The organism is Rhodopseudomonas palustris (assembly GCF_007005445.1).
Lineage (GTDB): Bacteria > Pseudomonadota > Alphaproteobacteria > Rhizobiales > Xanthobacteraceae > Rhodopseudomonas > Rhodopseudomonas palustris_G.
The window spans coordinates 41,959-67,993 of sequence record NZ_CP041387.1 but is presented as its reverse complement, the minus strand read 5'-3'; the positions used below and the strand labels follow the sequence as shown (position 1 = coordinate 67,993).

Annotated in this window: 19 protein-coding genes; 8 read left to right on the top strand and 11 right to left on the bottom strand. The window is 66.6% G+C overall.

Going from position 1 to position 26,035, the window contains the following annotated elements:
• Positions 1 to 63: 63 nt before the first annotated feature.
• A complete protein-coding gene (locus tag FLL57_RS00280; RefSeq protein WP_235677186.1) occupies positions 64 to 561 on the bottom strand; it encodes a Dps family protein in 498 nt (165 codons plus the stop codon).
• A gap of 21 nt (positions 562 to 582) precedes the next feature.
• The gene (locus FLL57_RS00275; protein WP_142881835.1) at positions 583 to 1,224 is read right to left on the bottom strand and encodes a peroxiredoxin; all 642 of its coding nucleotides are present in this window, start codon (positions 1,222 to 1,224) and stop codon (positions 583 to 585) included.
• A 103-nt stretch (positions 1,225 to 1,327) separates the two neighbouring features.
• Between FLL57_RS00275 and FLL57_RS00270 the strand changes: the two genes are divergently transcribed.
• Positions 1,328 to 2,239, top strand: a complete 912-nt coding sequence (locus tag FLL57_RS00270; RefSeq protein ID WP_142881834.1) for a hydrogen peroxide-inducible genes activator — start codon at positions 1,328 to 1,330, stop codon at positions 2,237 to 2,239.
• 81 nt (positions 2,240 to 2,320) lie between these two features.
• Positions 2,321 to 2,935 carry a glutathione transferase GstA gene (gene gstA / locus FLL57_RS00265; RefSeq protein WP_142881833.1) on the top strand — a complete coding sequence of 205 codons (615 nt, stop codon included), beginning with the start codon at positions 2,321 to 2,323 and terminating at the stop codon, positions 2,933 to 2,935.
• A gap of 310 nt (positions 2,936 to 3,245) precedes the next feature.
• On the opposite strand, the gene FLL57_RS00260 is transcribed toward gstA, so the two are convergent.
• The 4 genes from FLL57_RS00260 to FLL57_RS00240 all read right to left on the bottom strand — a co-directional run bounded on the left by FLL57_RS00260 (position 3,246) and on the right by FLL57_RS00240 (position 9,294).
• Positions 3,246 to 5,462 (bottom strand): 3-hydroxyacyl-CoA dehydrogenase NAD-binding domain-containing protein, encoded by a 2,217-nt coding sequence (locus FLL57_RS00260; RefSeq protein WP_013500765.1) that lies wholly within the window; start codon positions 5,460 to 5,462, stop codon positions 3,246 to 3,248.
• 199 nt (positions 5,463 to 5,661) lie between these two features.
• Positions 5,662 to 6,870: an acetyl-CoA C-acetyltransferase gene (locus FLL57_RS00250; protein WP_013500764.1), complete on the bottom strand. Its 1,209-nt coding sequence runs from the start codon at positions 6,868 to 6,870 to the stop codon at positions 5,662 to 5,664.
• Positions 6,871 to 7,023: 153 nt separating this feature from the next.
• Positions 7,024 to 8,814 carry an acyl-CoA dehydrogenase C-terminal domain-containing protein gene (locus FLL57_RS00245; protein WP_142881832.1) on the bottom strand — a complete coding sequence of 597 codons (1,791 nt, stop codon included), beginning with the start codon at positions 8,812 to 8,814 and terminating at the stop codon, positions 7,024 to 7,026.
• Between the two features lie 93 nt (positions 8,815 to 8,907).
• A complete protein-coding gene (locus tag FLL57_RS00240) occupies positions 8,908 to 9,294 on the bottom strand; it encodes a nuclear transport factor 2 family protein (RefSeq protein ID WP_142881831.1) in 387 nt (128 codons plus the stop codon).
• A gap of 332 nt (positions 9,295 to 9,626) precedes the next feature.
• Between FLL57_RS00240 and FLL57_RS00235 the strand changes: the two genes are divergently transcribed.
• The 4 genes from FLL57_RS00235 to FLL57_RS00220 all read left to right on the top strand — a co-directional run bounded on the left by FLL57_RS00235 (position 9,627) and on the right by FLL57_RS00220 (position 15,769).
• Positions 9,627 to 10,184: a TetR/AcrR family transcriptional regulator gene (locus tag FLL57_RS00235; protein WP_142881830.1), complete on the top strand. Its 558-nt coding sequence runs from the start codon at positions 9,627 to 9,629 to the stop codon at positions 10,182 to 10,184.
• A 245-nt stretch (positions 10,185 to 10,429) separates the two neighbouring features.
• Positions 10,430 to 13,813: a tetratricopeptide repeat protein gene (locus FLL57_RS00230; protein WP_142881829.1), complete on the top strand. Its 3,384-nt coding sequence runs from the start codon at positions 10,430 to 10,432 to the stop codon at positions 13,811 to 13,813.
• 235 nt (positions 13,814 to 14,048) lie between these two features.
• Entirely contained in the window at positions 14,049 to 14,972 is a 924-nt protein-coding gene (locus tag FLL57_RS00225; protein ID WP_041807692.1) for a sulfite exporter TauE/SafE family protein, read from the top strand.
• The gene (locus FLL57_RS00220; protein ID WP_013500758.1) at positions 14,972 to 15,769 is read left to right on the top strand and encodes a TIGR02186 family protein; all 798 of its coding nucleotides are present in this window, start codon (positions 14,972 to 14,974) and stop codon (positions 15,767 to 15,769) included. Before FLL57_RS00225 ends, FLL57_RS00220 begins: the two co-directional genes overlap by 1 nt.
• Before the next feature lie 165 nt (positions 15,770 to 15,934).
• On the opposite strand, the gene FLL57_RS00215 is transcribed toward FLL57_RS00220, so the two are convergent.
• The gene (locus FLL57_RS00215) at positions 15,935 to 17,281 is read right to left on the bottom strand and encodes an Nramp family divalent metal transporter (RefSeq protein ID WP_142881828.1); all 1,347 of its coding nucleotides are present in this window, start codon (positions 17,279 to 17,281) and stop codon (positions 15,935 to 15,937) included.
• A 78-nt stretch (positions 17,282 to 17,359) separates the two neighbouring features.
• A complete protein-coding gene (locus FLL57_RS00210; RefSeq protein ID WP_142881827.1) occupies positions 17,360 to 18,280 on the bottom strand; it encodes a DMT family transporter in 921 nt (306 codons plus the stop codon).
• Between the two features lie 101 nt (positions 18,281 to 18,381).
• Here FLL57_RS00210 and FLL57_RS00205 point away from each other — a divergent pair, with 101 nt between their 5' ends.
• Positions 18,382 to 19,245: a LysR family transcriptional regulator gene (locus tag FLL57_RS00205; protein ID WP_142881826.1), complete on the top strand. Its 864-nt coding sequence runs from the start codon at positions 18,382 to 18,384 to the stop codon at positions 19,243 to 19,245.
• Positions 19,246 to 19,408: 163 nt separating this feature from the next.
• On the opposite strand, the gene pdeM is transcribed toward FLL57_RS00205, so the two are convergent.
• The 3 genes from pdeM to FLL57_RS00190 all read right to left on the bottom strand — a co-directional run bounded on the left by pdeM (position 19,409) and on the right by FLL57_RS00190 (position 24,313).
• Positions 19,409 to 20,101, bottom strand: a complete 693-nt coding sequence (gene pdeM / locus FLL57_RS00200) for a ligase-associated DNA damage response endonuclease PdeM (protein ID WP_142884139.1) — start codon at positions 20,099 to 20,101, stop codon at positions 19,409 to 19,411.
• A 128-nt stretch (positions 20,102 to 20,229) separates the two neighbouring features.
• Positions 20,230 to 22,953, bottom strand: coding sequence for a ligase-associated DNA damage response DEXH box helicase (locus FLL57_RS00195; protein ID WP_235677185.1), 2,724 nt, complete (start codon positions 22,951 to 22,953; stop codon positions 20,230 to 20,232).
• Positions 22,954 to 23,092: 139 nt separating this feature from the next.
• Positions 23,093 to 24,313: an ABC transporter substrate-binding protein gene (locus FLL57_RS00190; protein WP_013500752.1), complete on the bottom strand. Its 1,221-nt coding sequence runs from the start codon at positions 24,311 to 24,313 to the stop codon at positions 23,093 to 23,095.
• 338 nt (positions 24,314 to 24,651) lie between these two features.
• On the opposite strand from FLL57_RS00190, the gene FLL57_RS00185 reads away from it, so the two are divergent.
• A complete protein-coding gene (locus tag FLL57_RS00185) occupies positions 24,652 to 25,998 on the top strand; it encodes an outer membrane protein (protein ID WP_142881825.1) in 1,347 nt (448 codons plus the stop codon).
• Positions 25,999 to 26,035: the final 37 nt, after the last annotated feature.

Sequence of the window (26,035 nt, the reverse complement as noted above, 5' to 3'; positions counted from 1 at the left end):
TTCGATTCTCCTGTGTCGGTAGACCGCGGCGCCCGTCGTTCAGGAAGGGCGCCGCGGCGATCTTCAGGCGCGGCTGGCTTTCATCATCCAGAGCTGCTTCTGGTGCCAGGCCAAGCGATCGCTCAACAATCCCACCGTCGGCTCGTCCCCGGCCTGTTGCGCCGAGGCGAGCGCGCGGCGCAGCTCGTCGGTCAGCGCCTCGTGGCCCGAGGTCAACGCACCGACCATGGCTTCGGCAGATTGCGCCGGCGCGGGCGCCGGCCCCGCCAGGGCGGTCAGTTCAGCCAGCGAACCAGGAGCATGAGCGCCGAGACTGCGGATTCGTTCCGCGATGTCATCGAGCGCGTTCCAGAGGTTGTTGTATTGCTCCTCGAACGCAGCGTGCAGACGGCGGAATTCCGGGCCGACGACGTTCCAATGGTAGCCGTGGGTTTGCACGTAGAGGCCGAAGGTGCGGCCGAGGACGCGGGAGAGAGCTTCGGTCGTGGTCTGCGCACTATTGATCATGGCTTGATCCTCCGTGGTGATCAGACGAGTAGGTTGAAGGAGAAGCCCCGGCACGTGCCGGAGCTTGCGCGAGCCTCAGAGGGGGCGGGTCGAGTAGTACCAGTCGACCGTGTCGTAGCCCTCACCGGCACGGGCGAGCGCGGCGGCCGCCGTCGACGGCGGCGGCACGATCACCGCATCGCCCGGTTGCCAGCTCTCCGGCATCGCGCACTTGTTGGCGTCGGCCGTCTGCAGCGCCACCAGCAGCCGATAGATCTCGTCGACCGAACGGCCGGCGATCATCGGGTAGTAGACCATCGCGCGCAGCTTGCCTTCGGGATCGATCAGGAACGTGGCGCGCACCGCGGAAGTGTCGGACGCACCCGGCTGGATCATGCCGTAGGCCCGAGCCACGGTCATGCTGAGATCGGCGATGATCGGAAATCTGATCTCGACCCCGAACTTCTCCTTGATGTTGAGCATCCAGGCGATGTGCGAGTAGTGGCTGTCGATCGACAGGCCGAGCAGTTCGGCACCGCGCGCCGCAAACGCGTCGTGCTTTTTAGCGAAGGCGATGAATTCGGTGGTGCAGACCGGGGTGAAATCCGCCGGGTGCGAAAACAGGATCAGCCACTTGCCGGCGTAGTCGGCCAGCGTCTTGGGGCCGTGGGTGGTCGGTGCATTGAATGCAGGCGCGGGGGCGTTGAGCTGTGGGGCGGGCGTTGCGAATTCGATCATCTGCAGTCTCCTGGCGGTCGGGAGGTCCCGGGCACTGCGGATGTAGGCGAGGCGATCTCATTTGTGAAATTGATTATATTTGTATCTGTGATAGTCTATCTCTATGTCTCCTGCCATCACCCTGCGGCAGCTCGGCTTCCTGGTCGCCGTTGCCGACACCCTGAATTTTTCCCGCGCGGCCGAGGCCTGCTTCGTGACCCAGCCCAGCCTCAGCGCCGGGCTGAAGGAACTGGAGGACCGGCTCGGCGTGGTGCTGGCCGAACGCACCAAGCGCTCGGTGCTGCTGACGCCGATCGGCGCGGTCATCGCCGAGCGCGCCCGCGCGCTGCTGCTGGCCGCGCAGGAGATCGAGGCGCTGGCCGCCGCCGAGGGCGCTCCGGACAGCGGTGACCTGCGGCTCGGCGCGATCCCGACCATCGGCCCGTATCTGATCCCGCGTGCGCTCCCTGAAATCCGCCGCGTCTTCCCGAAGCTACGCCTGCTGCTGCGCGAAGAGATGACCGAACAACTGCTCGACGGACTGCAGCGCGGCCGGCTCGATCTAATTCTGTTCGCGCTACCGTTCGAAGCCGAAGGGCTGGAGACGATCGAACTGTTCGAGGACGGCTATCACCTGGCTGCACCGCCGGGCAGCTTCGGGCCGGAGCCGGTGCGCGGCGCGCAGCTCGACGGGGCGCGGCTGATGCTGCTGGAGCGCGGCCATTGCCTGCAGCGCCACGCCCTCAGCGCCTTTCCGGATCGCAACATCGAGCAGGACGAGAGCTTCTCGGCCACTTCGCTGCCGACGCTGATCTCGATGGTCAGCGAGGGCCTGGGGATCACCCTGCTCCCCGATCTGGCGCTCGACGCCGGCGTGATCGGTGGCCAGGACGTGGCGATCGCGCCGCTACCTGACGCTTGCCCGCGCCGGGTGGTGCTGGCGTGGCGGACCACCAGCGCCCGCGCCGCTCTGTTTCGCCGGCTCGGCGACATCTTCCGCCGCACCCGCGGGCTCGTCGGTCCATCGCAGGCTTGACCGGCGACCGGGCCGCGCTTGACAGTTTCATGCATCTGCATTTCATCGCCGACACTCACCCCGGCTCGGAAGGACCCGCCCATGAAGCTGTATTATTCGCCCGGCGCCTGCTCGCTGTCGCCGCACATCGCGCTCAGCGAGGCCGGCCTGCAGTTCGACCTCGTCAAAGTCGACCTCCGGGCGAAGAAGCTCGAGAACGGCGATGACTACGCCGCCATCAACCCGAAGGGCTCGGTGCCGGCGCTCGGCCTCGACGACGGCGGCGTGCTCACGGAGGGACCGGCGATCGTGCAGTTCATCGCCGACAAGGAAGGCTCCGGAAAGCTCGCGCCCAAGGCCGGGACGATCGAACGCTACCGGCTGCAGGAGTGGCTGAACTACATCTCGACCGACCTGCACAAGAGCTTCGGTCCGCTGTTCGCCCCGACGCTCGGCGACGATGCCAAGAATTTCTTCAAGGACCGCATCGCCCGCCACCTCGGCTATGTCGACAAGCAGCTCGCCGGCAAAGACTATCTGATGGGCTCGTCGTTCACGGTCGCCGACGGCTACCTGTTCGTGATCCTGAGCTGGTGCGACCGGATGAAGATCGACCTCGCCCCCTACCCCAACCTCGCCGCCTTCAAGGCCCGCGTCGCCGCACGCCCGAAGGTGCAAGAAGCGATGCAGCGCGAAGGGCTGATGCAGAAGGCGTGAGGGCTTTCCCCGCAGCGTCACTGCGAGCGCAGCGAAGCAATCCAGCGCCGAGCACGAAGCTGGATTGCTTCGTCGCGGAGCCTGTGCTCGGACGGCGCGAAGCGCCGATCCGAGCGCTCCTCGCAATGACGGAGTGAGACGACGACGAAAATAAAGAGGGCCGGATCGCGATGATCCGGCCCTTGTTATTTGCAAAACCCTCATGGTGAGGAGGCGCGTAGCGCCGTCTCGAACCATGAAGCCCCGGGCTCCTCATCCTTCGAGACGCGCGCAAGAGCGCGCTCCTCAGGATGAGGGCTGTGCCCGGCCCTTACGCCGCCGCCTGCTTCTTCGGGGCGAAGCGGTGGTAGAAGGTGTCGCCGGTCTTGGCCATGTCTTCGAGCAGCTTCGGCGGGGTGAAGCGCGAGCCGTATTTGCCCTCGAGCTTGTGGCACAGCGCCACGAACTCCTTGGTACCCATGAAGTCGATGTAGCTGAGCGTGCCGCCGGTGAACGGCGCGAAGCCGAAGCCGAGGATCGAGCCGACATCGGCCTCGCGCGGATCGACGATGACGTTGTCCTCGACCGTGCGCGCCGCTTCCACCGCCTGGACGGCGAGGAAGCGCTGCTTCAGCTCTTCGACGTCGATGGTGTCGGGGTCGAGGTGCTTGGGCTGCAGCGCGGCGATGCCGTCCCACAGGCTCTTCTGACCCTTGCCCTTCTCCGGATAGACGTAGAAGCCCTTGCCATTCTTGCGGCCGAACCGGCCCTGCTTCTCGACCAGCTCGACCATCAGCTTCTTCTGCTGCTGATCGACCGCCTGTTCGCCGAGGTCGGCTTCGGTCGCCTTCATGATCTTCAGGATCAGGTCGAGCGCGACTTCGTCGGCCAGCGACAGCGGGCCGACCGGCATGCCGGCCATCTTGGCGGCGGTCTCGATCATCGGCGCCGGGACGCCTTCCATCAGCATCTCGAGGCCTTCGGCGGTGAAACGCAGCACACAACGGTTGGCGAAGAAGCCGCGGCTGTCGTTGACCACGATCGGGGTCTTGCCGATCTGCCGGGTGTAGTCCAGCGCTGCCGCCAGCGTGGCGTCGCTGGTGTTGTTGCCGAGGATCACTTCGACCAGCATCATCTTCTCGACCGGCGAGAAGAAGTGGATGCCGATGAACTTCGACTGATCCTTGAACTCTTCGGCCAGCGAGTTGATCGGCAGCGTCGAGGTGTTGGAGGCGAAGATCGCGCCTTCCTTCAGCAGCGGCTGCGCCTTGGCGTAGGTCTCGGCCTTGACCTTGCGATCCTCGAACACCGCTTCGATGACGAGGTCGGCATCCGAAATCGCATTGAAGTCGGCGGTCGCGGTGATCCGCGACATCAGCGCGTCACGGTCGGCCTCCTTGGCGCGGCCCTTCTTGATGAGACCTTCGATCACCGACTGGCAATGCGCCTTGCCCTTGTCGGCGCTCTCCTGGTCGCGATCGATCAGCACCACCTCGATGCCGGCCTTGGCCGAGACGTAGCCGACGCTGGCGCCCATGAAGCCGGCGCCGATGATGGCGAGCTTCTTGACCTTGGTCGGCGGCACGCCCTGCGGGCGGCGCGCGCCCTTGTTCAGCTCCTGCATCGACAGGAACAGGCTGCGGATCATCGCCGCCGCTTCCTTGGTCTGCAGGACGTGCGCGAAGTAGCGCGACTCGATGCGCAGCGCGACGTCCATCGGCACCAACAGGCCCTCATAGACGCAGCTCATGATCGCGCGGGCCGCCGGATAGTTGTCGTAGGTCTCGCGACGATAGATGGCGTTGCCGGCCGGGAACATCATCATGCCCTGCTTGGAGAACACCGGGCCGCCGGGCAGCTTGAAGCCCTTCTCGTCCCACGGCGCCACCGCCTTGCCGCCGCCCTTGATCCAGTCCTTGGCGGTCTTGATCAGATCGGCCGCCGGCACCACCGCGTCGACCAGCTTCAGCGCCTTGGCCTTGTCGAGCTTGATCTGATCGCCCTTGAGCAGGATGGTCATCGCGCTCTGCGGATCGACAATGCGCGGAATCCGCTGGGTGCCGCCGCCGCCCGGGAACAGGCCGACCTTGATCTCGGGCAGGCCGAGCCGGGTCTTCGGATTGTCGGCTGCGACGCGATAGTGGCAGGCCAGCGTCACTTCGAAGCCGCCGCCGAGCGCCAGACCGTTGATCGCCGCGACCCACGGCTTGCCGCAGGTCTCGATGCCGCGCAGGATCTGCGACAGCTTGCGGCTCTCGTCGAACAGCATCTTCTGGGCGGCTTCCTCGCCCTTCTCCTTCCGGATCTGGGCGAACTGCTGGTTCATGCCTTCCAGCATCGACAGATCGGCGCCGGCGCAGAACGCCTCCTTGGCCGAAGTGATCACCACGCCCTTGACCGCGGCGTCCTTACTGGTCTGCTCGGCGATCGCGCCGAGTTCCTCGATCGTCGTGGCGTCGAGCACGTTCATCGACTTGCCGGGCAGATCCCAGGTGACGAGCGCAATGCCGTCGGCGTCGGTGTCGACTTTGAAGTTCTTGAAGGTCATCTGATTAGCTCCTTCGCTGCCAGCAGCCATTACGGCGCGGCGGTTGTTGTTCATCTCCCCTCCCCCTTGCGGGGAGGGGTCGGGGGTGGGGGTCCACATCGGAAGCTTCGCCTCGGGGCACCCCCCACCCCGACCCTCCCCGCAAGGGGGGAGGGAGCAGGCCGGCGCGCGTGGCGCGGCCCACCGCGCTATCGAATCCTCACACCCGCTCGATGATCGTCGCGGTGCCCATGCCGCCGCCGATGCACAGCGTCACCAGCGCGGTCGCCTTGCCGGTGCGCTCCAGCTCGTCGAGCACGGTGCCGAGGATCATGGCGCCGGTGGCGCCGAGCGGATGGCCGAGTGCGATCGCGCCGCCATTGACGTTGATCTTGTCGTTGTCGATCTCGAACGCCTGCATGTAGCGCAGCACCACCGAGGCGAACGCCTCGTTGAGTTCGAACAGATCGATGTCGCTCTTCTTCATGCCGGAGCGCTCGAACAGCTTGTTGGTGACGTCGACCGGACCGGTCAGCATCATCGCCGGCTCCGAGCCGATATTGGCGAAGGCGCGGATCTTCGCACGCGGCTTCAGGCCGTGCTTCTCACCGGCTTCCTTGCTGCCGAGCAGCACCGCACCGGCGCCGTCGACGATGCCCGACGAGTTGCCGGCATGGTGCACGTAGTTGACCTTCTCGACTTCCGGGTGCGACTGGATCGCCACCGCGTCGAACCCGCCCATCGCGGCGATCGGCGCGAACGACGGCTGCAACTGCGCCAGCGACTGCATCGTCGTCGAGGGGCGCATGTGCTCGTCCTTGGCCAGGATGGTCAGGCCGTTGATGTCCTTGACCGGCACCACCGACTTGTCGAACCGGCCTTCGTCCCAGGCCTTCGCGGCGAGCTGCTGGCTCCGAACCGCATAGGCATCGACGTCGTCGCGCGAGAAGCCGTATTTGGTCGCGATCAGGTCGGCCGAGACACCCTGCGGCATGAAGTAGGACGGAATCGCCATCGACGGATCCATCGGCCAGGCACCGCCCGACGCGCCGAGGCCGATGCGGCTCATCGATTCCGCGCCGCCGCCGATCACCAATTCGTGCTGGCCGCTCATGATCTGCGCCGCGGCGAAGTTCACCGCATCGAGGCCCGAGGCGCAGAACCTGGAGATCTGCACGCCGGGCACCGCTTCGCCGAGGCCTGCGTTCATCGCGGCGAACCGCGCGATATCCGAGCCGGCCTCGCCGACCGGATCGACCACGCCCATCACGACGTCGTCGACCACGTCCTTCTTGATGTTGTTACGCTCTTTCAGTGCCTTCAGCGGCACGGTGGCGAGCGCCAGCGCGGTCACCTCGTGCAGCGAGCCATCGGCCTTGCCGCGGCCGCGCGGAGTACGAACGTGATCGTAGATATAGGCTTCGGGCATGGGACCTCCCTCGATAAAATGTGACGCGATGCTCTTGCAGGAGTCATCGCCCGGCTCGACCGGGCGATCCAGTCATCATGGCACCGGCGATCAAACCGCCGGCGCCCGGCTTACTGGATCCCCGCCTTCGCGGGGATGACGGCAGTGTCAATGTCAGAACGCTTCCGCCGGCAGTTCCATCAGGGTGTTACAGCCGGCTTCGATCCGGGTCAGCCGCAGCGCGGTCTCGGGTAGCATCCGCTCGGCGAAGAACCGGCCGGTGACCAGCTTTCTGGTCAGATAGGGCGTCGCGCCCTCGGCTGCGATCTTGTCCTGCGCCACCTTGGCCATCTTGGCCCACATGTAGCCCATCGCCACGAGGCCGAAGAGGTGCATGTAGTCGGTGGCGGCGGCACCGGCGTTGTCCGGCTGCGCCATCGCGTTCATCATCAGCCAGGTGGTGGCCTTCTGCAGATGGCCGAGCGAGGTCGACAGCGGCGCAACGAACGGCTTCATCGCCTCGTCGCCGCCGTGCTCCTTGGCGAAGGCGCCGACCTCGGCGAAGAACGCCATCACGGCGCGGCCGCCGTCACGCGGCAGCTTGCGGCCGACCAGATCGAGCGCCTGAATGCCGTTGGCGCCTTCGTAGATCATCGCGATGCGGGCATCGCGGACGAACTGCTCGACGCCGTTGGCGGCGATGTAGCCGTGGCCGCCGTAAACCTGCTGGGCCGCAACCGCATTGGCGAAGCCGCCGTCCGTCAGAACGCCCTTCAGCACCGGCGTCATCAGGCCGAGATGATCGTCGGCCACCTGGCGCTCCTTGGCATCGCTGGAGCGATGCGCGACGTCGCTCTTCAGCGCGGTCCACAGCACCAGCGCCCGCGCCGCCTCGTTGAAGGCGCGCATCGTCAGCAGCGCGCGGCGGATGTCGGGATGCACGATGATCGGATCGGCCGGCTTGTCGGTCGCCTTCGGTCCCGACAGCGCCCGGCCCTGCAGCCGCTCGCGGGCGTATTCGACGGCGTTCTGATACGCGACTTCCGACTGCGCCAGGCCCTGCACGGCGACGCCGAGGCGAGCCTCGTTCATCATCACGAACATGCCCTGCATGCCCTTGTTCTCTTCGCCGACCAGCCAGCCGGTGGCGCCGTCGTAGTTCATGGTGCAGGTGGCGTTGCCGTGGATGCCCATCTTGTGCTCGATCGAGCCGCAGATCACGCCGTTGCGGGCGCCGACGGTACCGTCGGGGTTGACCAGGAATTTCGGCACCACGAACAGCGAGATGCCCTTGATTCCGGCCGGTGCGCCTTCGATCCGCGCCAGCACCAGATGAATGATGTTATCGGCCATATCGTGCTCACCGGCCGAGATGAAGATCTTGGTACCGGTGATCTTGTAGCTGCCGTCCGCCTGCTTCACCGCCTTGGTCCGTAGCAGGCCGAGATCGGTGCCACACTGCGGCTCGGTGAGGTTCATGGTACCGGTCCACTCGCCGGACACCATCTTGGGCAGATAAGTCTGCTTCTGCTCCGGCGAGCCGTGCACCGTCAGCGCCGCCGCGGCGCCCATCGTCAGGCCCGGGTACATCGCAAACGCCATGTTGGCGGAGTTCAGGAATTCCTGCACCATCTGGGTCAGCGTGATCGGCAGGCCCTGGCCGCCATATTCGGCCGGCGACGACAGGCCCATCCAGCCGCCTTCGGCGATCTGCTTGTAGGCGTCCTTGAAGCCCTTCGGCGTGGTGACGCTGCCGTCGTCGTGACGGGTGCAGCCTTCGTGATCGCCGACCGCGTTGAGCGGATGCAGCACTTCCTCGCTCAGCCGCGCCGCCTCGTTGATGATCGCGTCGCGCACGTCGGCCGCAGCATCGGCGAACCCGGGCAGGTTGTTGTAGCGGTCGAACTGAAAAACGTCGTTGAGCAGGAAGCCGACTTCTTCAACCGGGGCCTTGTAGATCGTCATGCGGTTCTCTCGATCGGGATCAGGTGTGAAGTGTGCGCCGCCTGAAACAACTTCAGGCGACGGCGAGATGAATTCGACCAGTCGCCGGCGCGCTTATTGCTGCGCCAGCTGTTCTCCCATCAAGCGATGCAGCAGGTTGATCGCTTTCAGGGGTCTTACCATGACCTTGAAGTGGGTAATACGTCCGTCGTCGGCGAAGGTGATGATGTCGACGCCGTTGATCTTGATGCCTTCGATCACGTTCTCGAACTCGAGCACCGCGCTGTTATCGCTGCGCCATTCGCCCACATAGGTGAAGCCTGGGCCGCCCAGCACCATTTCGGCCCCCTTGAGGTACTTGAACACGATGTCGCGACCGACCTGCGGGGTGTGAACCACCGGGCTTTCGAACACCGCATCGGGATGCAGCAGATCCCACAGCGCCGCCGTATCGTGGGACTTCATGAAGGCATACCAGGTGTCGAGCCCGTTCAAGGCCATCGGCAGTTCTCCGGATCAGCGAGATAGAATTGCGGCGAAGACGCAAGGCGGGGCGGATGTTCGACCATCATCGGTCGCGACATCAAGCGCGATGACGCCGCGGCGCGCACGGGCGCCGGCACGTCTCCAAATCTCTGCAAAGCACCGGGGCGGCGGCTCGGGACAGGTCGACCATCGGCCGCTGGACCAACATGGCGTGCACGAGCGCTCCTCCGATGTGATGATTTCCGGCGGCCGCAACGCAGCAGCCTGCCAGTTCATCTCCATACACCTCTGAATGGCATCTAACGGCGCGCCTTGGCCGTGTCAATACACACGTGTATGGTGCGGGCATGGATTCGGATACCAAAGATCGGCTGACGCGCGCGGATTGGCTCGCCCATGGGCTGCGCACACTCGCCCGCCAAGGCGCCAATGCGCTCAAGGTCGGCGATCTCGCGGCCGGCCTGGAGGTGTCGCGCGGTAGCTTCTACTGGCACTTCAAGGACGCGACCGACTTCCGCACCCAGCTCCTGCAGCTCTGGAAAGAACGTGTCACCGAGCAGGTATTCCGCGACATCGATGCCGCGATCGTCGGCCCCGCACGGCTGACACATCTGATGAAGCTCGCCTTCAACGAGGACCGCAGCCTGGATCGCGCGATCCGCGAGCTCGCCGCCACCGATCCGGCCGCCGCCGAGATGGTCGCCGCGGTCGACGCACGGCGGGTCGAGTATCTGTCCAAGCTGATGATCGAATCCGGCGTCGAGAGCCGGCATGCCCGGCCGCGGGCCGAGTTCCTGTACTGGGCCTATATCGGCCAGACCGCGGTGATGAACCCGGCGCTCAATGCGGTCACCGAATCCGACATCGACGACCTCAGCGCCCTGTTCACCCGCGCGGGTGGTTAGCGTTTCCGGTGGTAACAGGCGGCAGCTCGCGACATTCTGGCTGCACTCGACGCCTCGGGGCCAAACCGGGCTTTTTGCACCGATCGTTAAGTTTCGTGGCCGTCCACGCCGATCCTTAACTCGGTATTTACCCTAACGGGAAAAAGTCGATCCAGAGGCAGACTTCCGCGTCGTGTCGATGTTCCTTGGAACTGACGCGGAGGTGTGCAGGCGCGGCTGGGTGCCGGCTTGGTGCGGACAAGAGCATGAATCGCGTGTCGTGGAGTGTCGAGGAGATCGAACCGTCAGTGCGCGAGAGGGCCGAGGCCGCCGCCAGGCGCGCCGGACTGTCGCTCACCGACTGGATCAATGGTCAGCTCGGCGAAGCTGCGCCGCAGCCGACGGCCGATCATCCGCGCGTGCCGAATCGTCCGGCGATGCCCGAGCGTAGCGCTACCGAGGTCGCCGAGATCCATCAGCGGCTCGACGCCATCGCCCGCCAGATCGACCATATCTCCCGAACCCCGACGCGCAGCGAGCCGCCGGTCGCCCGGCAACTCAACGATGCGATTTCGCGGCTCGACGCCCGTTTGGCGCGGATCACCGAGCCGAAGCCCGCGGCGCGGCCGGCCGATACCGTCGCGGTGCCGCCCCAGACGCCGACCGAGCGTGTCGAACGCGCTGCCGAACAGGTCTACGCCACCTCGCCGACGCTCGACCCGAACGCCCTCGACAAGGCGATCGCCGAGATCGCCGCACGCCAGAGCGAGCTCGATGCCGGAATCCGCCGGGTGCCGCGACAGCCGGCGTCGTTCGCCCCGCCGATCGCGCCGGCGATGACCCCGGCGCCCCCGCCCGCGGGGCCGGACTTTACCAGCCTCGAGCAGCAGCTCCACAAGATCACCAACCAGATCGACGCATTGCAGCGCTCCGACAAGGTCGAGCAGTCGATCGCCGCGTTCCGGGCCGACCTTGCGGAGATCCGTCAGACCATCACCGAGGCGATGCCGCGCAAGGCGATCGAGACGCTGGAAGGCGAGATCCGGTCGCTGGCACAGCGGCTCGATGAGAGCCGCGCCAACGGCAGCGACCGTGAAGTGATTGCCGGCATCGAACGGGCGCTCGGCGAGATTCACGCCGCGTTGCGCTCGCTGACGCCGGCCGAACAGCTCGCCGGTTTCGACGAAGCGATCCGCAATCTCGGCGGCAAGGTCGATATGATCGTCCGCAACGCCGACGATCCCGGCACCGTGCAGCAGCTCGAGAACGCCATCGGGGCGCTGCGCGGCATCGTCTCCAACGTCGCCTCCAACGAAGCGCTGGCGCAGCTCAGCGCCAACGTCCACACGCTCGGCGAGAAGATCGAGCAACTGGCCCAGGCCGACAGCCACAGCGTCTCGTTCGCCGCGCTGGAGCAGCGCATCTCGGCACTGACCGCAGCGCTGGAAAGCCGCGAGCGCCCGGCGCCCAGCGAGTCTACCGAGCAACTCGAAAGCGCGGTGCGGGCGCTGTCGGAACGAATCGACCATCTGCCGATCGGCAACGACAATCAGTCGGCGTTCGCGCATCTCGAACAGCGCGTCACGCATCTGCTGGAGCGGATGGAAGCCGCGACCGAGCAGCGCGGCGGCAGCGCCAATCTCGGCCGGGTCGAAGAAGGCCTGCACGACATCCTGCGGATGCTCGAGCGGCAACAGTCGCAATTTGCGGTGCTGACCGACCTCGACCGCCGGCCCGCGCCAGCGCTCGATCCGAGTTTCGTCGACACCATCAAGCGCGAACTTTCCGACATGCGCTTCAGCCAGTCGGAGACCGATCGCCACACCCAGGATTCGCTCGAGGCGGTGCACAACACCCTCGGCCACGTCGTCGACCGGCTGGCGATGATCGAGGGCGATCTGCGCGCCGCGCGGGCAACCCCGCCGCTGGCGCCGCAGCCGGTCCCGGTGGCGGAGCCGGCGAAGCCGTCCTTCCTGGCCGCTGCTCCGATCGCGCCCGCCTCGGCAGCGCCGGTCGCGCCATCGCCCGCAGCGCCTACGGCCGCGCCGATGCCGCAGCCGCAATCCCAGCCGCAGCCGGAGATGGCCAATCCGGCCGCAGAGCCGTTCGCGGCCGCGCCGCGGGAATTCGCTTCCGCCAGACCCGCCACCGAGCCGCCGGCCCCGGCGGCCGAGTCGCGAGGGCCGCGCGCCTTCCACGACATCATCGACCCGGCCGCAGGTCCGCAGCAACCGGCCAAGATCGAGCCGGTGATCGCCGCGCCGCAGCCGCCGCGGCGTGAAGCCTCGCTGCCGCCGGATCATCCGCTCGAACCCGGCACCAAGCCGCCGAGCCGGGTCGCGTCGCCGTCGGAGCGGATCGCCGCCTCGGAGAGCGCCCTGAGCGGAATCGGTCCGGCGCAGCCCGAGCCGGCCAACGCTACCAGCTTCATTGCCGCCGCGCGGCGCGCCGCACAGGCCGCCGCGGCCGCCGGCTCAAGCGCCGCCAAGGCCAAGCCCGGCAAGCCGAAGGCCGACGGCGACAATCCCGATCCGGACGGCGGCACGCCGGGCTCGCCGCTCGGCTCCAAGATCAAATCGCTGCTGGTCGGCGCCAGCGTGGTGGTGATCGTGCTGTCCAGCTTCCAGATGGCGATGAAGCTGTTCGACAGCGGCGAAGCGCCGCCCGTCGCCAGCGTCGGCACGCCCCGACCGGCGCCGGCACCTGAGCGGCCCGCGGCGCCCGTCGATGAGCAGGAATCCGATCCGACCGAGCCTGCCGCCCCGCCGGCGGTCGCGCCGGTCGCACCACCGCCGTCGATGATCTCCCCGACGCCGGTCGAGCGGCAGTCGCTGTACATGTCGCCGACGACGCCGCAGGGCGCGCCCGCTGCGGCCGAAGACATCACCGGCACGATCCCGACGGCGCAGCCGCCCGCACCGGCGGAGAAGTTCGGTACCATCCCGATTCCGTCGGCCGAACGCCTGCCCGAGGCGATCGGCGGACCGGCGCTGCGCACCGCCGCGCTGAAGGGCGACGCCGCAGCCGCCTATGAGGTCGCCACCCGCTACGCCGAAGGCAAGGGCGTGCCGACGAATTACGACGAAGCCGCCAAGTGGTATCAGCGAGCGGCGGATGCCGGCGTAACCCCGGCGATCTTCCGGATCGGCACCCTTTACGAAAAGGGGCTGGGCGTGAAGAAGGATCTCGACGCAGCGCGCAAGCTGTATTCGACCGCGGCCGACCGCGGCAACGCCAAGGCGATGCACAATCTGGCCGTGCTGTACGCCGACGGCGGCAGCAAGGGCGCGAACTACAAGACCGCAGCCGCCTGGTTCCGCAAGGCCGCCGAGCGCGGCGTCGCCGATAGCCAGTTCAACCTCGGCATCCTGTACGCCCGCGGCATCGGCGTCGATCAGAACCTCGCCGAATCGTACAAGTGGTTCGCCCTCGCCTCCGCCCAGGGCGACGAGGACGCCGGCCGCAAGCGCGACGATGTCGCCAAGCGGCTGGACCCGCAATCACTGGCGGCCGCCAAGCTCGCGATCCAGACCTTCACGGCCGAACCGCAGCCCGACGCCGCCGTCAAGGTGGCCGCTCCGGCGGGCGGCTGGGACGGGCAAACCGGCGCGGCCGCCAAGCGCGGGACTGCGCAGCGCGCCGCCCGCTGAGCCTTCCCGTCCGCCAGGTGGACGCGACGCGCGGCGCCCGCCAAAAAATCCGGCCCGCGACAGAATCTGGAATCCCGGTGCGAACTAATTTCGGCTATGCAGAGGCGTATCGGACGGGCCGCAGTTCGGCGTGCGGCCCGGATCCGCGCCAGATCACCGACTAGGAGCATCTCCACGCCGAAGCGGCAGCCCGGGGATGCCGTCGTCACAGCGAGAACTCCGAAGCGAACCGCGCGTGCAACTTTATCTCCCGATCGCCGATCTCCCGGTCAACGTCCTGCTCGTCCTGGCGATGGGCGCCGCGGTCGGGTTCGTGTCCGGGATGTTCGGGGTCGGCGGCGGCTTCCTGATGACCCCGCTGCTGATCTTCATCGGCATCTCGCCCGCGGTCGCGGTGGCCTCGGTGACCAGCCACATGGCGGCGTCATCGTTCTCCGGCGCGCTGTCATACTGGCGGCGCCGTGCGATCGATCCGCTGCTCGCCTTCATCCTGCTATGCGGCGGCATCGCCGGCACCGGGCTCGGCGTCTGGTTCTTCGTGCTGATGCGTTCGGTCGGCCAGCTCGACCTGGTGATCGCGCTGTCCTACGTCGTGCTGCTGACCGCAGTCGGCGGCTTGATGGTGTCCGAAGGCATCCGCGCGATCCGCCGCACCAGCCGCGGCGAGGTGGCGCTGCCGGGCCGCTCCGGCAACCGCAACTGGCTGTACGCGCTGCCGTTCAAGGTCCGGTTCAAGCGCTCCAAGATCTATCTGTCGGTCCTGCCGGTGATCGCGATTGGGGTGATGATCGGGTTCATCGGCGCGGTGATGGGCGTCGGCGGCGGGTTCCTCCTGGTGCCGATGCTGATCTATCTGCTCCGGGTGCCGACCAGCACCGTGGTCGGAACCTCGATGGTGCTGACCCTGGCGACGATGCTGATCGCCACCGTGCTGCATGCCGCGACCAGCCATCTCGTCGACGCCGTACTGGCGCTGATCCTGATGATCGGGGGTGTCGCCGGCGCGCAATTCGGCGCCCGCGCCGGCCAGCGTATCCGCGGCGAACAGCTCCGGCTGCTGCTCGGCCTGCTGGTGCTGGCGGTCGGCATCCGGTTCGCGATCGAACTCGGCATCCGGCCCGCCGAGCTGTTCACGCTGCGCGAACTGGGCCCGGCGTGATGGTGCGGCGGTTCGCATCGCTCCGTGCCCTCGCCGCTGCCGCGCTGCTGGCGGCACTGCTGCCGTCGGCCTCGCCGGCCAAGGCCGAGCGCCTGATCGTGTCGGTCTCCAACGCCCGCGTCACCGTGACGCCGAACTATTCGGGCGGCGAACTGGTGCTGTTCGGCGCCATCGAGAAGGACCATCCGGCGTTCACCGACCAGGCCAAATACGACCTGGTGGTCACCGTGCTCGGTCCGCGCGCCAACATGGTGACGCGGCGCAAGGAACGCAAATTCGGGATCTGGATCAACACCGACTCCCGCGAATTCCTGATGGTGCCGAGCTATCTGGCGGTGTTCGCCAATCGGCCGATCGACGCGATCGCGCCGCTCGAGGTGCGACGGCGTCAGCAGCTCGGCATCAATCACGTCCTTCTGACGCAGCGGATCGGCACCGACTATGCCGACGTCGTCGCCGACGACCAGTTCCGCCAGGCGTTCGTCCGGTTGCGCGAGGACAACAAGCTGTATCGTGAAGATGCGGCGGCGGTGAAATTTCTCACCCCGACGCTGTTCCGCACTGGAATTCCGCTGCCGGCCGAGGTGCCGATTGGCAGCTACGAAATCTCGATCAAGCTGTTTGCGGCCGGCGAGCTGCTGACCGAGACCGACACCTCGTTCGAGATCGCCAAGATCGGCTTCGAGCAGTTCGTCGCCACCGCGGCGCGCCAGCACGGCATCATCTACGGCCTGGTCACCGCCCTGATGGCGCTGGCCACCGGCTGGCTGGCGTCGGTCGTGTTCCGACGGGATTAATGGCGCCCGGTCATTCCGGGGCGCTTGCGGCAGCGAGCGAACCTGGAATCTCGAGATTCAGGGCACCCGGCAGCGCCACGTGTGCCGGCCTCTCGGCCTGATAACTTCGGTATTCCGGGCTCGGTCGCTTCGCGACCGCCCCGGAATGACGGCGTGTGGGGCCCGTTAAAGCAAATACCCCACCGCCATCGCGATGACGCTGAGCCCCATCGCGGCAGTCGACAGCCAGCCGAGCCAATACAGCGGGCCGCCCACGGTGAAGCGGTGCATCACGTCGCGGCGCCGCGCGATCAGCATCAACAGCACCATCACCGGCACCGCGAGCACGCCATTGATCACCGCGCTCCAATACAGCGCCGAGATCGGATTGATCGGCGCGAAGTTGATGGCGATGCCGAGCACCGCCGACAGCGCCAGCACGCTGTAGAACGCCACCGCCTGCTTCGGCTTGCGCGCCAGACCGACCGGCCAGCGCCGTCCCTCGCCGACCGCATAGGCGGCGGAGCCGGCCAGCACCGGGATCGCCAGCAGGCCGGTGCCGACGATGCCGAGCGCGAAGATCCATTCGGCGAACGGACCGGCGATCGGCTTCAGCGCTTCGGCGGCCTGAGCCGAGGTCTCGATGTCAGTCCGGCCGCTGGCGTGCAGGGTCGCGGCCGCCGTGATGATGATCGCCAGCGCGATCAGATTCGAGAACGCCATGCCAACGATGGTGTCGGCCCGGATGCGCTGGAATTCCCGCGGCGCATCCTGCGGCGATTTCGTCAGCGGCTTCTTGTGCGGATCGATCCGCTCGTCCTCGGCCTCCTGCGAGGCCTGCCAGAAGAACAGATACGGCGAGATCGTGGTGCCGAGGATCGCCACGATGGTGGTGAGATAACCGCTGCTCCAGGTGAGCTGCGGGATCAGCACGCCAGCGGCGGCCTGCGGCCAGTCCACCTTCGCCACCGCCAGCGCGCCGACATAGGCGAACAGACACAGCGTCAGCCATTTCAGCACCGCCACGTAGCGTTTGTAGTCGAAGAAGACCTGCGCCAGAACCGAGATCGCGCCGAACGCCACCACATAGAGCAGCGGGTGGCCGCCGACCAGAAGCTTGGTGGCGTCGGCCATTGCGGCGAGGTCGGCAGCGATGTTGATGGTGTTGGCGGTGAACAGCAGCACGACAATCGCCGCCAGCAGTTTGCCGGAATAGTGCCGACAGACGTTGCCGGCGATGCCGTGTCCGGTGACGCGGCCGACCCGGCCGGAGATCTCCTGGATCGCCACCATCAGCGGAAAGGTCAGCAGCATCGTCCAGCTGATGCCGTAGCCCAGCTGTGCGCCCGCCTGGCTGTAGGTGCCGATGCCGGAAGGATCGTCGTCGGAAGCGCCGGTGATCAGGCCCGGCCCGAGCGTCTTGAAGAAGCCGCGGAGCCGAAATGTCTCGAGCCGCTGAACCTTGGGGACGTCGCCGACCCCAGACCCGAAAGAAGCGGGGTCTTCGGCATCGCCTCTGGCGCTGTGCTTCACACTCGGTCCCCGGCTCGCCGATCTCGATCTCAACGTAGCCGAGACCGGCCGGTTCCGGCAATGCAGCGACACCGCGGCTCAAGCCGCCTGCGTGCCTCGCCGGACCGGCCGCGTGACCAGATAGATCCCGATCGCCACCGGGATGACGCCGAGCAGATCGCGGAGGTCGATCAATTCACCCAGCGCCAGCCAGGCGAACAGCATCGCCAGCGGCGGCATCACGAAATGCCAAGCGCTGGCGGCAGTCGCGCCGTACAGCGTCAGCAGGCGAAACCACAGCCAATAGGCGACGATCGAACCGCCGAGCACCAGGAACGCGAAGGCGCCTGCAAGCCGCCAGCTCGGCACGATGTCGCCGACGCTCGACAGCGAGAAAGCGAGCGGCGTCAGCACCAGTCCCGCGGCGAGATTCTGAATGCCGTTGCCGATCCACAGGCTGCCGTGCGGCGCCAGGCGCTTGAACAGAATGGTGCCGGCGACGATCGACGCCAGCGAAGCCAGCGTGAAGCCGACGCCGTGCCACGCCTCGGTGCCGATCGCGATGCGGTGCCAGACGATGAAGGCGACCCCGGCGACGCCGAGCACCAGGCCGACGACCTTTCGCCAGGTCAATGCCTCGTGCAGCACCAGCGCCGCCAGCACCGCGGTGAACACCGGATTGGCGCTGACGATCAGTCCGCCGATGCCGGCCGAGACGGTCTGCAGACCGATATAACCGAGGCCGAGATACAGCGCGTTGTTGATGACGCCCAGCAGCGCGCAGAGCGCGATGTCGCGCGGGCGCAGATTCCAATGCTCGCGCATCAGCGCCGACAGCCCGAGAATCAGCACGCCGGCGAGCGTGAACCGTCCGGCCAGCAGGATCAACGGCGGACAGTCGGCGACGCCGGCCTTGCCGGCCACGAACGCAAAGCTCCACAGCGCGCAGAACAGCGCGATCTGCAACGGGCGGGTGTTGAATGTGGGGGTGATGAGCGAGGTGGTGGGCGCGAGCGACATCGTAGCCTCCTGAACACCACTCCGATCTAGGCGCGCGCGTTGTCATCTGGAAATTAAATGATAAGATCGATGTCAGTGGAATTTCAAATAGTGAGCAGCCGGTGCTCGACCTCGAATTGCTGCGCAGTTTCGTCTCGGTGGTGGAAGCCGGCGGCTTCACCCGCGCCGGCGAGCGTGTGCACCGGACGCAGTCGACGGTGAGTCAGCAGATCAAGCGGCTGGAAGACGATCTCGGCCGGCAACTGCTCGACCGCAGCGGCAAGGACGTGATCCCGACCGAGGCCGGCGAACGGCTGTTGTCCTACGCGCGGCGCCTGCTGGCGCTCGCCGAAGAGGCGCGCGACGTGGTGGCGCGGCCGGGCAACGAGGGCGCGGTTCGGCTGGGAATACCGGAAGATTTCGCGCTCTACCGGTTGCCGCGGCTGCTCGGCAGCTTCTCGCGGGCGCGCCCCGGGCTGCGGCTCGACGTCCGCGCCGACCAGAGCCTGAATCTGAAGCGCGATCTCGAACGTGGCGACCTCGATCTCGCGCTGCTGAAGCGCGAGACCGGCGGCAGCGGCGCGATCGCGGTGTGGCCGGAGCGGGTTTACTGGGTGAACAGCAAGAACCACCCGTGCAACGCCAAAGCCAGTTCGGTGCCGCTGATCTTCTTTCCCGGCGGTTGCCTGTATCGCACCCGTGCGATCCACGCGATCGAAACCACGGGCCGGCGCTGGCACATGGCCTATACCAGCTCCAGCCTCGCCGGGATTCAAGCCGCGGTCGCGGCCGGGCTCGGTCTGTCGATCCTGTCGGAGATTTCGATCCAGGCCGACCACCGCAAGCTGACGGCGCGCGACGGTTTCCCGCCGATCGACCGCACCGAACTCGCCCTGATCGCCGGCCCGCAAGCCAGCCCGGCGACGCTGCGTCTTGCCGAAACGCTCGCCGAATTCTGCGACCAGATCCACGCCAAGGTGGCGTGATCCTTCTTCCTCGCTGTCATTCCGGGGCGCTTGCGTAGCAAGCGAACCTGGAATCCCGAGATTATTGCAAAGAGAGATTCCGGGTTCGCTCACTTCGTGAGCGCCCCGGAATGACTCGTGGATAGTTATCTCGTGGATAGTAGTATCGAGGATTGTTATGGGGTCAGCAGCAGCGCGCGGCGGCGATGGCGTGGAGGCGATTGTCGCCGAGCACATGGGCGGTGAAAGCCGCGCCGCCGAACAATCGCGCGAAGGCCGCATCGCGAATGTTGAGGCCGCCCGTATAGGCGCCGAATGCCGGCATCACCACGCGCATGCCGTCGCCGGCAAAGCAGCGGCGCTCGATGCTGCGGCCGCGGCGACTGACCCGCGCTTTCGGGTGCAGATGGCCGGCGATCTCGCCGCAGGCGCCAGTCGGCTCGTGACGGAACGCGACGTCGCCGATCAGCACTTCGGCCGCGACGCTGCCGCCGAGGCTGCACGGCAGCTCGGAATCGTGGTTGCCGGCGATCCAGATCCAGTCGCGCCGCGCCTGCAGCGCGGTGAGAATATCACGGTTGGCATCGGACAGCCGATGATGCGCATCGCGATCATGAAAGCTGTCGCCGAGCGCGATCACGCAGCGCGGATCGAACCGCACGATCACCTCACCTAATCGGCCGAGCGTCGCCACCGTGTCGTAGGGCGGCAGCAGCACGCCGCGCATCGCGTAGCTGGAGCCTTTTTCCAGATGCAGATCGGACACGACCAGCAGCCGCTCGTCTTCCCAGTACAGCGCACCGGACAGATCGGCGACGAACGTAGCGCCGGCGATGGCGACGCTGCAATCGGTGATCGGGAGCGGATCGGGAACCATTGTCGTCATGGCCGGGCTTGTCCCGGCCATCCACGATGAGCTCGGGGGAATGCTGTATTCGTGGATGCCCGGGACGAGCCCGGGCATGACGGATAGTGCAGTGCACGGCGCGATGGGTTTGCTTGCGCTCAACCCATCCTACGCCTTGACGGACCTTCCATCGCCTCGCGCACCAGTTCGTCGGCGGCTTCGGCGAGCAGTTCGTCACTGGCTTCGCCGTACACGGCTTCGCGGCCGATTTCCAGCATGACCGGCACAGCGAGAGGTGAAACCCGGTCGAGTTCCTTGTGGACGATGTGCCCTCTGATTCGCGTTAGCATATCACTGAGGCGGCGCAGATCGAGCAGGCCGGTGGCGGCGTCGGCGCGGGCAGCGCGGAGCAGCACATGGTCCGGCTGGTGCTTGTTGAGCACGTCGTAAACGAGGTCGGTCGAGAACAGTACCTGCCGGCGGCTCTTCTCCTCGCCGGCGAAGCGCCGCGCGATCAGTCCGGAGATGATCGCCGCGTAGCGGAAGGTACGCTTCATCAGCGCCGATTCGGCCAGCCAGGCTTCGAGATCGTCGCCCAGCATGTCGGGATCGAACAGCGCGTCGAGATCGAGCCGGCCGTGCCGGATCATCTGCGACGTATCACCGAGCCCCCACACCGCCAGCGCGTATTCGTTGGCGACGAAGCCGAGCGGCCGGGCGCGGGCGCGTTCCAGCCGCCGCGTCAGCAGCATGCCGAGCGTCTGATGCGCGAGCCGCCCCTCGAACGGGTAGCACACCAGATAGTACTTGGCAGCGCGCGGAAACGTCTCGACCACCAGCTCGCTGCGCCCCGGCACGCGCGACGCCTTGGTCTGCAGCGCCAGCCAATCGCGGACCTGGTCGGGAAGCCCCTTCCAGGTCCGCTTGTCGGCGAGCAGGCCGCGGACGCGTTCGGCCAGATAGGTCGACAGCGGGAACTTGCCGCCCATGTAGGACGGCACCCGCGCGTCCTTGTCGTTCGCGCGCGAGACGTAGACCTGATCCTCCACCAGCGCCTCGTAGCGCACCACCTCGCCGCCGAACACGAAGGTGTCGCCGGGCGTCAGACCCTCGATGAAGTACTCCTCGATCTGGCCGAGCATCCGGCCGCCGCGCGCGATCGCGCCGGTATGGCCGCTGCCCTTCGACTTGGCCGAGCGCACCAGCTTCACCTTCAGCATCGCCTCCTCGACGATGGTGCCGACGTTGAGCCGATAGGCCTGCCGCACCTTCGGATTGGCGACGCGCCATTTGCCCTGCTTGTCCTGCTTGATGCGGGCGAAGCGCTCGTAGCTCTTCAGAGCGTAACCGCCGGTGGCGACGAAATCGAGGGTGTCGTCGAAATCGGCGCGCGGCAGATCCGCGTAAGGCGCGGCGCTGCGGATCTCGGCATACAAATCATCGGCCAAGAACGGCTCGCCGCAGGCGCAGCCGAGGATGTGCTGCGCCAGCACGTCGAGCGCGCCGGTGCGCTGCGGCGGTGTATCCTGCGCGTTCTCGGCGACGGCATCGATCGCGGCGGCGCATTCCAGCACTTCGAACCGATTGGCCGGCACCAGCACGGCGCGCGAGGCTTCATCCAGCCGGTGATTGGCGCGGCCGATCCGCTGCATCAGCCGCGACGAGCCTTTCGGTGCGCCGACATTGACGACGAGATCGACATCGCCCCAGTCGATTCCGAGATCGAGCGACGAGGTGCACACCACGCCGCGCAACCGGCCGGCCGACATCGCGTCCTCGACCTTGCGGCGCTGCGCGACGTCGAGCGAACCGTGATGCAGCGCGATTGCCAGATTGTCGTCGTTGATCCGCCACAGCTCCTGAAACAGCATCTCGGCCTGGCTGCGGGTGTTGACGAACACCAGCGTCGTGGTGTTGCGCCGGATCAGGTCGTAGATTTCGGGCAGCGCGTGCCGCGCCGAATGCCCGGCCCACGGCAACCGCTCCCTGGTATCCAGCATCTCGACGATCGGTTGCGCCGCGCCGCTGGCGACCACGATGTCGGCCGACTCCGGTGTGCCGTCGGGCTGCGGCACCAGGAAGCGCGCGAGTTCGCCCGGATCGGCCACCGTCGCCGACAGGCCGATGGCGCGGAGCTGCGGGGCGATCCGCCACAGCCGGGCAAGACCGAGCGACAGCAGATCGCCGCGCTTCGAGGTCACCAGCGCGTGCAGCTCGTCGAGCACGATGCGCCGCAAGCTGCCGAACAGATACGGCGCATCGTCGGAGGCGAGCAGCAGCGCGAGTTGCTCGGGCGTGGTCAGCAGGATGTCGGGCGGATATTTGCGCTGCCGGGTGCGCCGCGACACCGGGGTGTCGCCGGTGCGGGTTTCGACCCGGATCGACAGCTTCATCTCGCCGATCGGGGCTTCGAGATTGCGGGCGATGTCGACCGCGAGTGCCTTGAGCGGCGAGATGTACAGGGTATGCAGACCGCCGGAGCGCGGCGCCAATCCTTCCCCCCGCGTGCGGGGAGAAGGTGGCGCGGCAAGCGCAGCTCGCGACGGATGAGGGGGCGTCTCGGCATCACGCGCAGCTTCGTCGAGCGGAGGCTCATCAGCCCCCTGACCCGACCGACCGGCTTCGCCGGCCGTTCGAACTCTCCCGGCAAGCGAGGAGAGGTTTGCGGGCCGCGGCGCGCTCAACTCGACAAGCGTCGGCAAAAATCCGGCCAGCGTCTTGCCGGCGCCGGTCGGGGCGATCAGCAGCGCCGAGCGCTGGGTGCGAGCTCTTTCCAATAGTGCGAGCTGATGATCGCGCGGCGCCCAGCCGCGCGCGGCGAACCAGCGCCGGAACAGTTCGGGCAGCAGATCGGGGCACGGGGCGGAATCGACGAAGCTCACTCTGCCAAAGTAGGCATTGCGGCCGCGCCGGTCGAGGTCGGCCACAACGCAGAAGAACTGTCAGGAGAGGTTCTGCCGAAAACCAGAACGCCCGCCGGGATGGCGGGCGTTCGCAGCAACATCGGGTGTCAAGCGATGGTCATTCGGTGACCGGCTTGTCGGAAATGTCCCAATCGGAGCCGTTGAAGGTCGCGATGTAGAGCGTCTTCATCGGGGTGTAGTCGTCCGGAGTGTAGCTGTAGGTGATGCCGTCGAGGAAATAGGGCGAATGGAAGCCCTTCAGGTTTGACGCCTGCTTCAGCACGTTTTCCCGGGTCAGGTTGTCGCCGCAGCGCCGCAGGATCTCCGCCATCGTCGCCGCCTGACCATAGCCCGCATAGGCGATGGTATTGTCCTTGTCGACGTTCGGCAGATACTTGGCCCGGAACGCCTCGAACGCCTGCACCTCCGGGTCGTTCTCGAACCGCGGCACGCCGACTTCCTTCGAGTAGCGGATCGCCACGATGCCCTTGGAGTTTTCCAGACCGGCGGCGTTGAGGATCGAGCGCCCCGTCGATCCGGCCGACAGCAGATGCAACGGCTTCCAGCCGACTTCGGAGATCTTGCGGATCGATTGCGAGGTCGCCTTGCCGGTGGTGATGTTGAAGAACACGTCGGCACCGGACTTCGACAGATTGATGATCTGCGAATCGATCGTCGGCTCGGTCAGGTCGTAGCTGGCTTCGGCCACCACCTTGGCCTTGCCGCCGGCCTCCTCCAGCACCTTCTTGAACGGCGCCAGGAAGTCGCGGCCGAAATCGTCGTTCTGGTACAGGATCGCGATCTTGGCGTCAGGCTTCACCGCGACGACGTGCTTGGCGAGAATCCGCGCTTCAGTCGGATACAGCGGCAGGCCCGCCATGGTCCATTTGAAGTTCTTCGGGTCGTTCCACTTCGACGCGCCGGTGTTCAGCAGAAGCTGCGGCACCTTCTTGGAATTTAGGTATTTATGCACCGCCGTTTGCGGGGCGGTGCCGAGCGAGCCGTACAGCGCCAACACTTCCTCCTGCTCCACCAGCTTGCGGGTCGCCTCGACCGCCTTCGGGGCGCTGTAGGAATCGTCGAGGGTGAGGAACTTGACCTTGCGACCGTTGATGCCGCCCTTCTCGTTGAGCATCTGGAAATAGGCTTCACCGACGCGGCCGAGCACGCCGTACAGCGAGCCGGGCCCGGAATGCGGCACGGTCTGGCCGATCTTGATCTCGGTGTCGCTGGCGCCGGGATCGTATTTCTTGTCGGCCGCTGCCGCCGCACCGACGGCCAGCGTCAAAGCCGCGATCGCCGTCACGGAGGTGAGGACGGAGCTGTAGCGTAGATTCATCGAGTTTCTCTCCCCTTGGTGCCGGATCGCAAAGGTCCGGTTCTCGTTCTGCCGCGGCGTGTTTCGCTTCTGCGGCACGCTATCCTGAGCACAACCACCCCGGACCGCAACCCTTCTGTGAATTGCATGCGGCTGTTCTGCGCGTCTGAGGCGAAGGTTCTCCCGCGCGGCGGGCAATCGGAGAGCGACGAGTCGCCGCAGCGGAACCTGCCCGGCTGGAAATTCTCGGCGTCAATCAATTGTTTACCTGCGAATTTCAGCGAGTGTGGCCGCGCGGGTACAGACGACTCGTCGGCCGGCCCATAATCTTCGCGCCAGATCGAAGAGGGGATCCTTCCATGAAACGAATTCTCGCCGGCGTCGTCCTGGCTGGCACCGCCGCCGTCAGCGCCCAAGCGGCCGACCTTGCCGTCAAGGCTCCCTACATGAAGGCCCCGGTGGCCGCGGTCTACGACTGGACCGGCTTCTACATCGGCGCCAACGTCGGCGTCGGCCTGGGCCGCGACCTGCAGACCCACTCCTATCCGGGCGCCGGCACGTTGAACTCCACCTATCTGCAACCGCAGGGCGCTATCGGCGGTGGCCAGATCGGCTACAACTGGCAGTTCGGCTCGATGTTTGGCCCGATGCTGATCGGCGTCGAGGCCGACATCCAGGGCAGCGGCATGAGCGATGGCTACACCTCGCTCAACGGCCTCGCCACCAACTACAATCAGAAGCTCGATTGGTTCGGCACTGTCCGCGGTCGCGTCGGCCTCGTGCGCGGTCCGGCATTCGGCTACTTCACCGGCGGTTACGCGGTTGGCAACGTTAAGACGACCGTCACCGAAGGCGGCCTTGTGGCGTTCGAAAACAGCAAGACCCGCTCCGGCTGGGTGATCGGTTCGGGTGTGGAAGCCGCGCTCGGCGGTAACTGGAGCGGCAAGATCGAGTATCTGTATCTCGATCTCGGGAACCAGACCGATTTCTTCGGCAACCAGAGCCTGCGCACCGAAGCGCGCGAGAGCATCTTCCGCGTCGGCCTGAACTACCGGATCGGCGGCAACGGCATGTATGTGACGCCGCCGCCGGCGAACTGGGCCGGTCTTTACATCGGCGGCAATTTCGGCGGCGCCACCGCGCGTGACCGCTCCAGCGTGACGATCGCGGGCGTGACCGACGCCTTCAACCTGGCGCCGGACGGCTTCTTCGGCGGCGGTCAGATCGGCTACAACTGGCAGGCGGCGAACTGGGTGTTCGGCGTCGAAGCCGACTTCCAGGGCTCGACCCTGAAGGATCAGCGCGCCGCGGTGCTGGGCCCGGCGGTGTTCTACGACGCCAAGCTGCCGTGGTTCGGAACCGCGCGCGGCCGTATCGGCTACTCGCTCGGCTCGACGCTGTTCTACGGCACCGCCGGCTATGCCTATGGCAACATCAAGACCGACATTGTCAGTGCCATCGGCAACTACAGCTTCAAGACCACCAAGGGTGGCTGGGCAGCCGGCGCCGGCATCGAGACTCCGTTCCAGCTGTTCGGCCTGCTCGGCCCGAACTGGACCTCGAAGACCGAATATCTCTATGTCGATCTCGGCTCGACCACCGACGCGTTCGGTGCTACCGGCATCAACACCACCAAGGTCACCCAGCATACGCTGCGCACCGGCATCAACTATCACTTCAATCAGCCGGTGGTCGCGAAGTACTGATCTTCGCGCCGCAGCGACCGACACCGAACCCCGGCCT

Excerpts from the sequence above, each read along its gene's own strand:
- FLL57_RS00190 (WP_013500752.1), bottom strand. The coding sequence starts at position 24,313 with ATGAATCTACGCTACAGCTCCGTCCTCACCTCCGTGACGGCGATCGCG.
- FLL57_RS00230 (WP_142881829.1), top strand. The coding sequence starts at position 10,430 with ATGAATCGCGTGTCGTGGAGTGTCGAGGAGATCGAACCGTCAGTGCGC.
- FLL57_RS00275 (WP_142881835.1), bottom strand. The coding sequence starts at position 1,224 with ATGATCGAATTCGCAACGCCCGCCCCACAGCTCAACGCCCCCGCGCCT.
- pdeM (WP_142884139.1), bottom strand. The coding sequence starts at position 20,101 with ATGGTTCCCGATCCGCTCCCGATCACCGATTGCAGCGTCGCCATCGCC.
- FLL57_RS00210 (WP_142881827.1), bottom strand. The coding sequence starts at position 18,280 with ATGTCGCTCGCGCCCACCACCTCGCTCATCACCCCCACATTCAACACC.
- FLL57_RS00250 (WP_013500764.1), bottom strand. The coding sequence starts at position 6,870 with ATGCCCGAAGCCTATATCTACGATCACGTTCGTACTCCGCGCGGCCGC.
- FLL57_RS00240 (WP_142881831.1), bottom strand. The coding sequence starts at position 9,294 with ATGGCCTTGAACGGGCTCGACACCTGGTATGCCTTCATGAAGTCCCAC.
- FLL57_RS00185 (WP_142881825.1), top strand. The coding sequence starts at position 24,652 with ATGAAACGAATTCTCGCCGGCGTCGTCCTGGCTGGCACCGCCGCCGTC.
- FLL57_RS00270 (WP_142881834.1), top strand. The coding sequence starts at position 1,328 with ATGTCTCCTGCCATCACCCTGCGGCAGCTCGGCTTCCTGGTCGCCGTT.
- FLL57_RS00220 (WP_013500758.1), top strand. The coding sequence starts at position 14,972 with ATGGTGCGGCGGTTCGCATCGCTCCGTGCCCTCGCCGCTGCCGCGCTG.
- FLL57_RS00235 (WP_142881830.1), top strand. The coding sequence starts at position 9,627 with ATGGATTCGGATACCAAAGATCGGCTGACGCGCGCGGATTGGCTCGCC.
- gstA (WP_142881833.1), top strand. The coding sequence starts at position 2,321 with ATGAAGCTGTATTATTCGCCCGGCGCCTGCTCGCTGTCGCCGCACATC.
- FLL57_RS00260 (WP_013500765.1), bottom strand. The coding sequence starts at position 5,462 with ATGACCTTCAAGAACTTCAAAGTCGACACCGACGCCGACGGCATTGCG.
- FLL57_RS00245 (WP_142881832.1), bottom strand. The coding sequence starts at position 8,814 with ATGACGATCTACAAGGCCCCGGTTGAAGAAGTCGGCTTCCTGCTCAAC.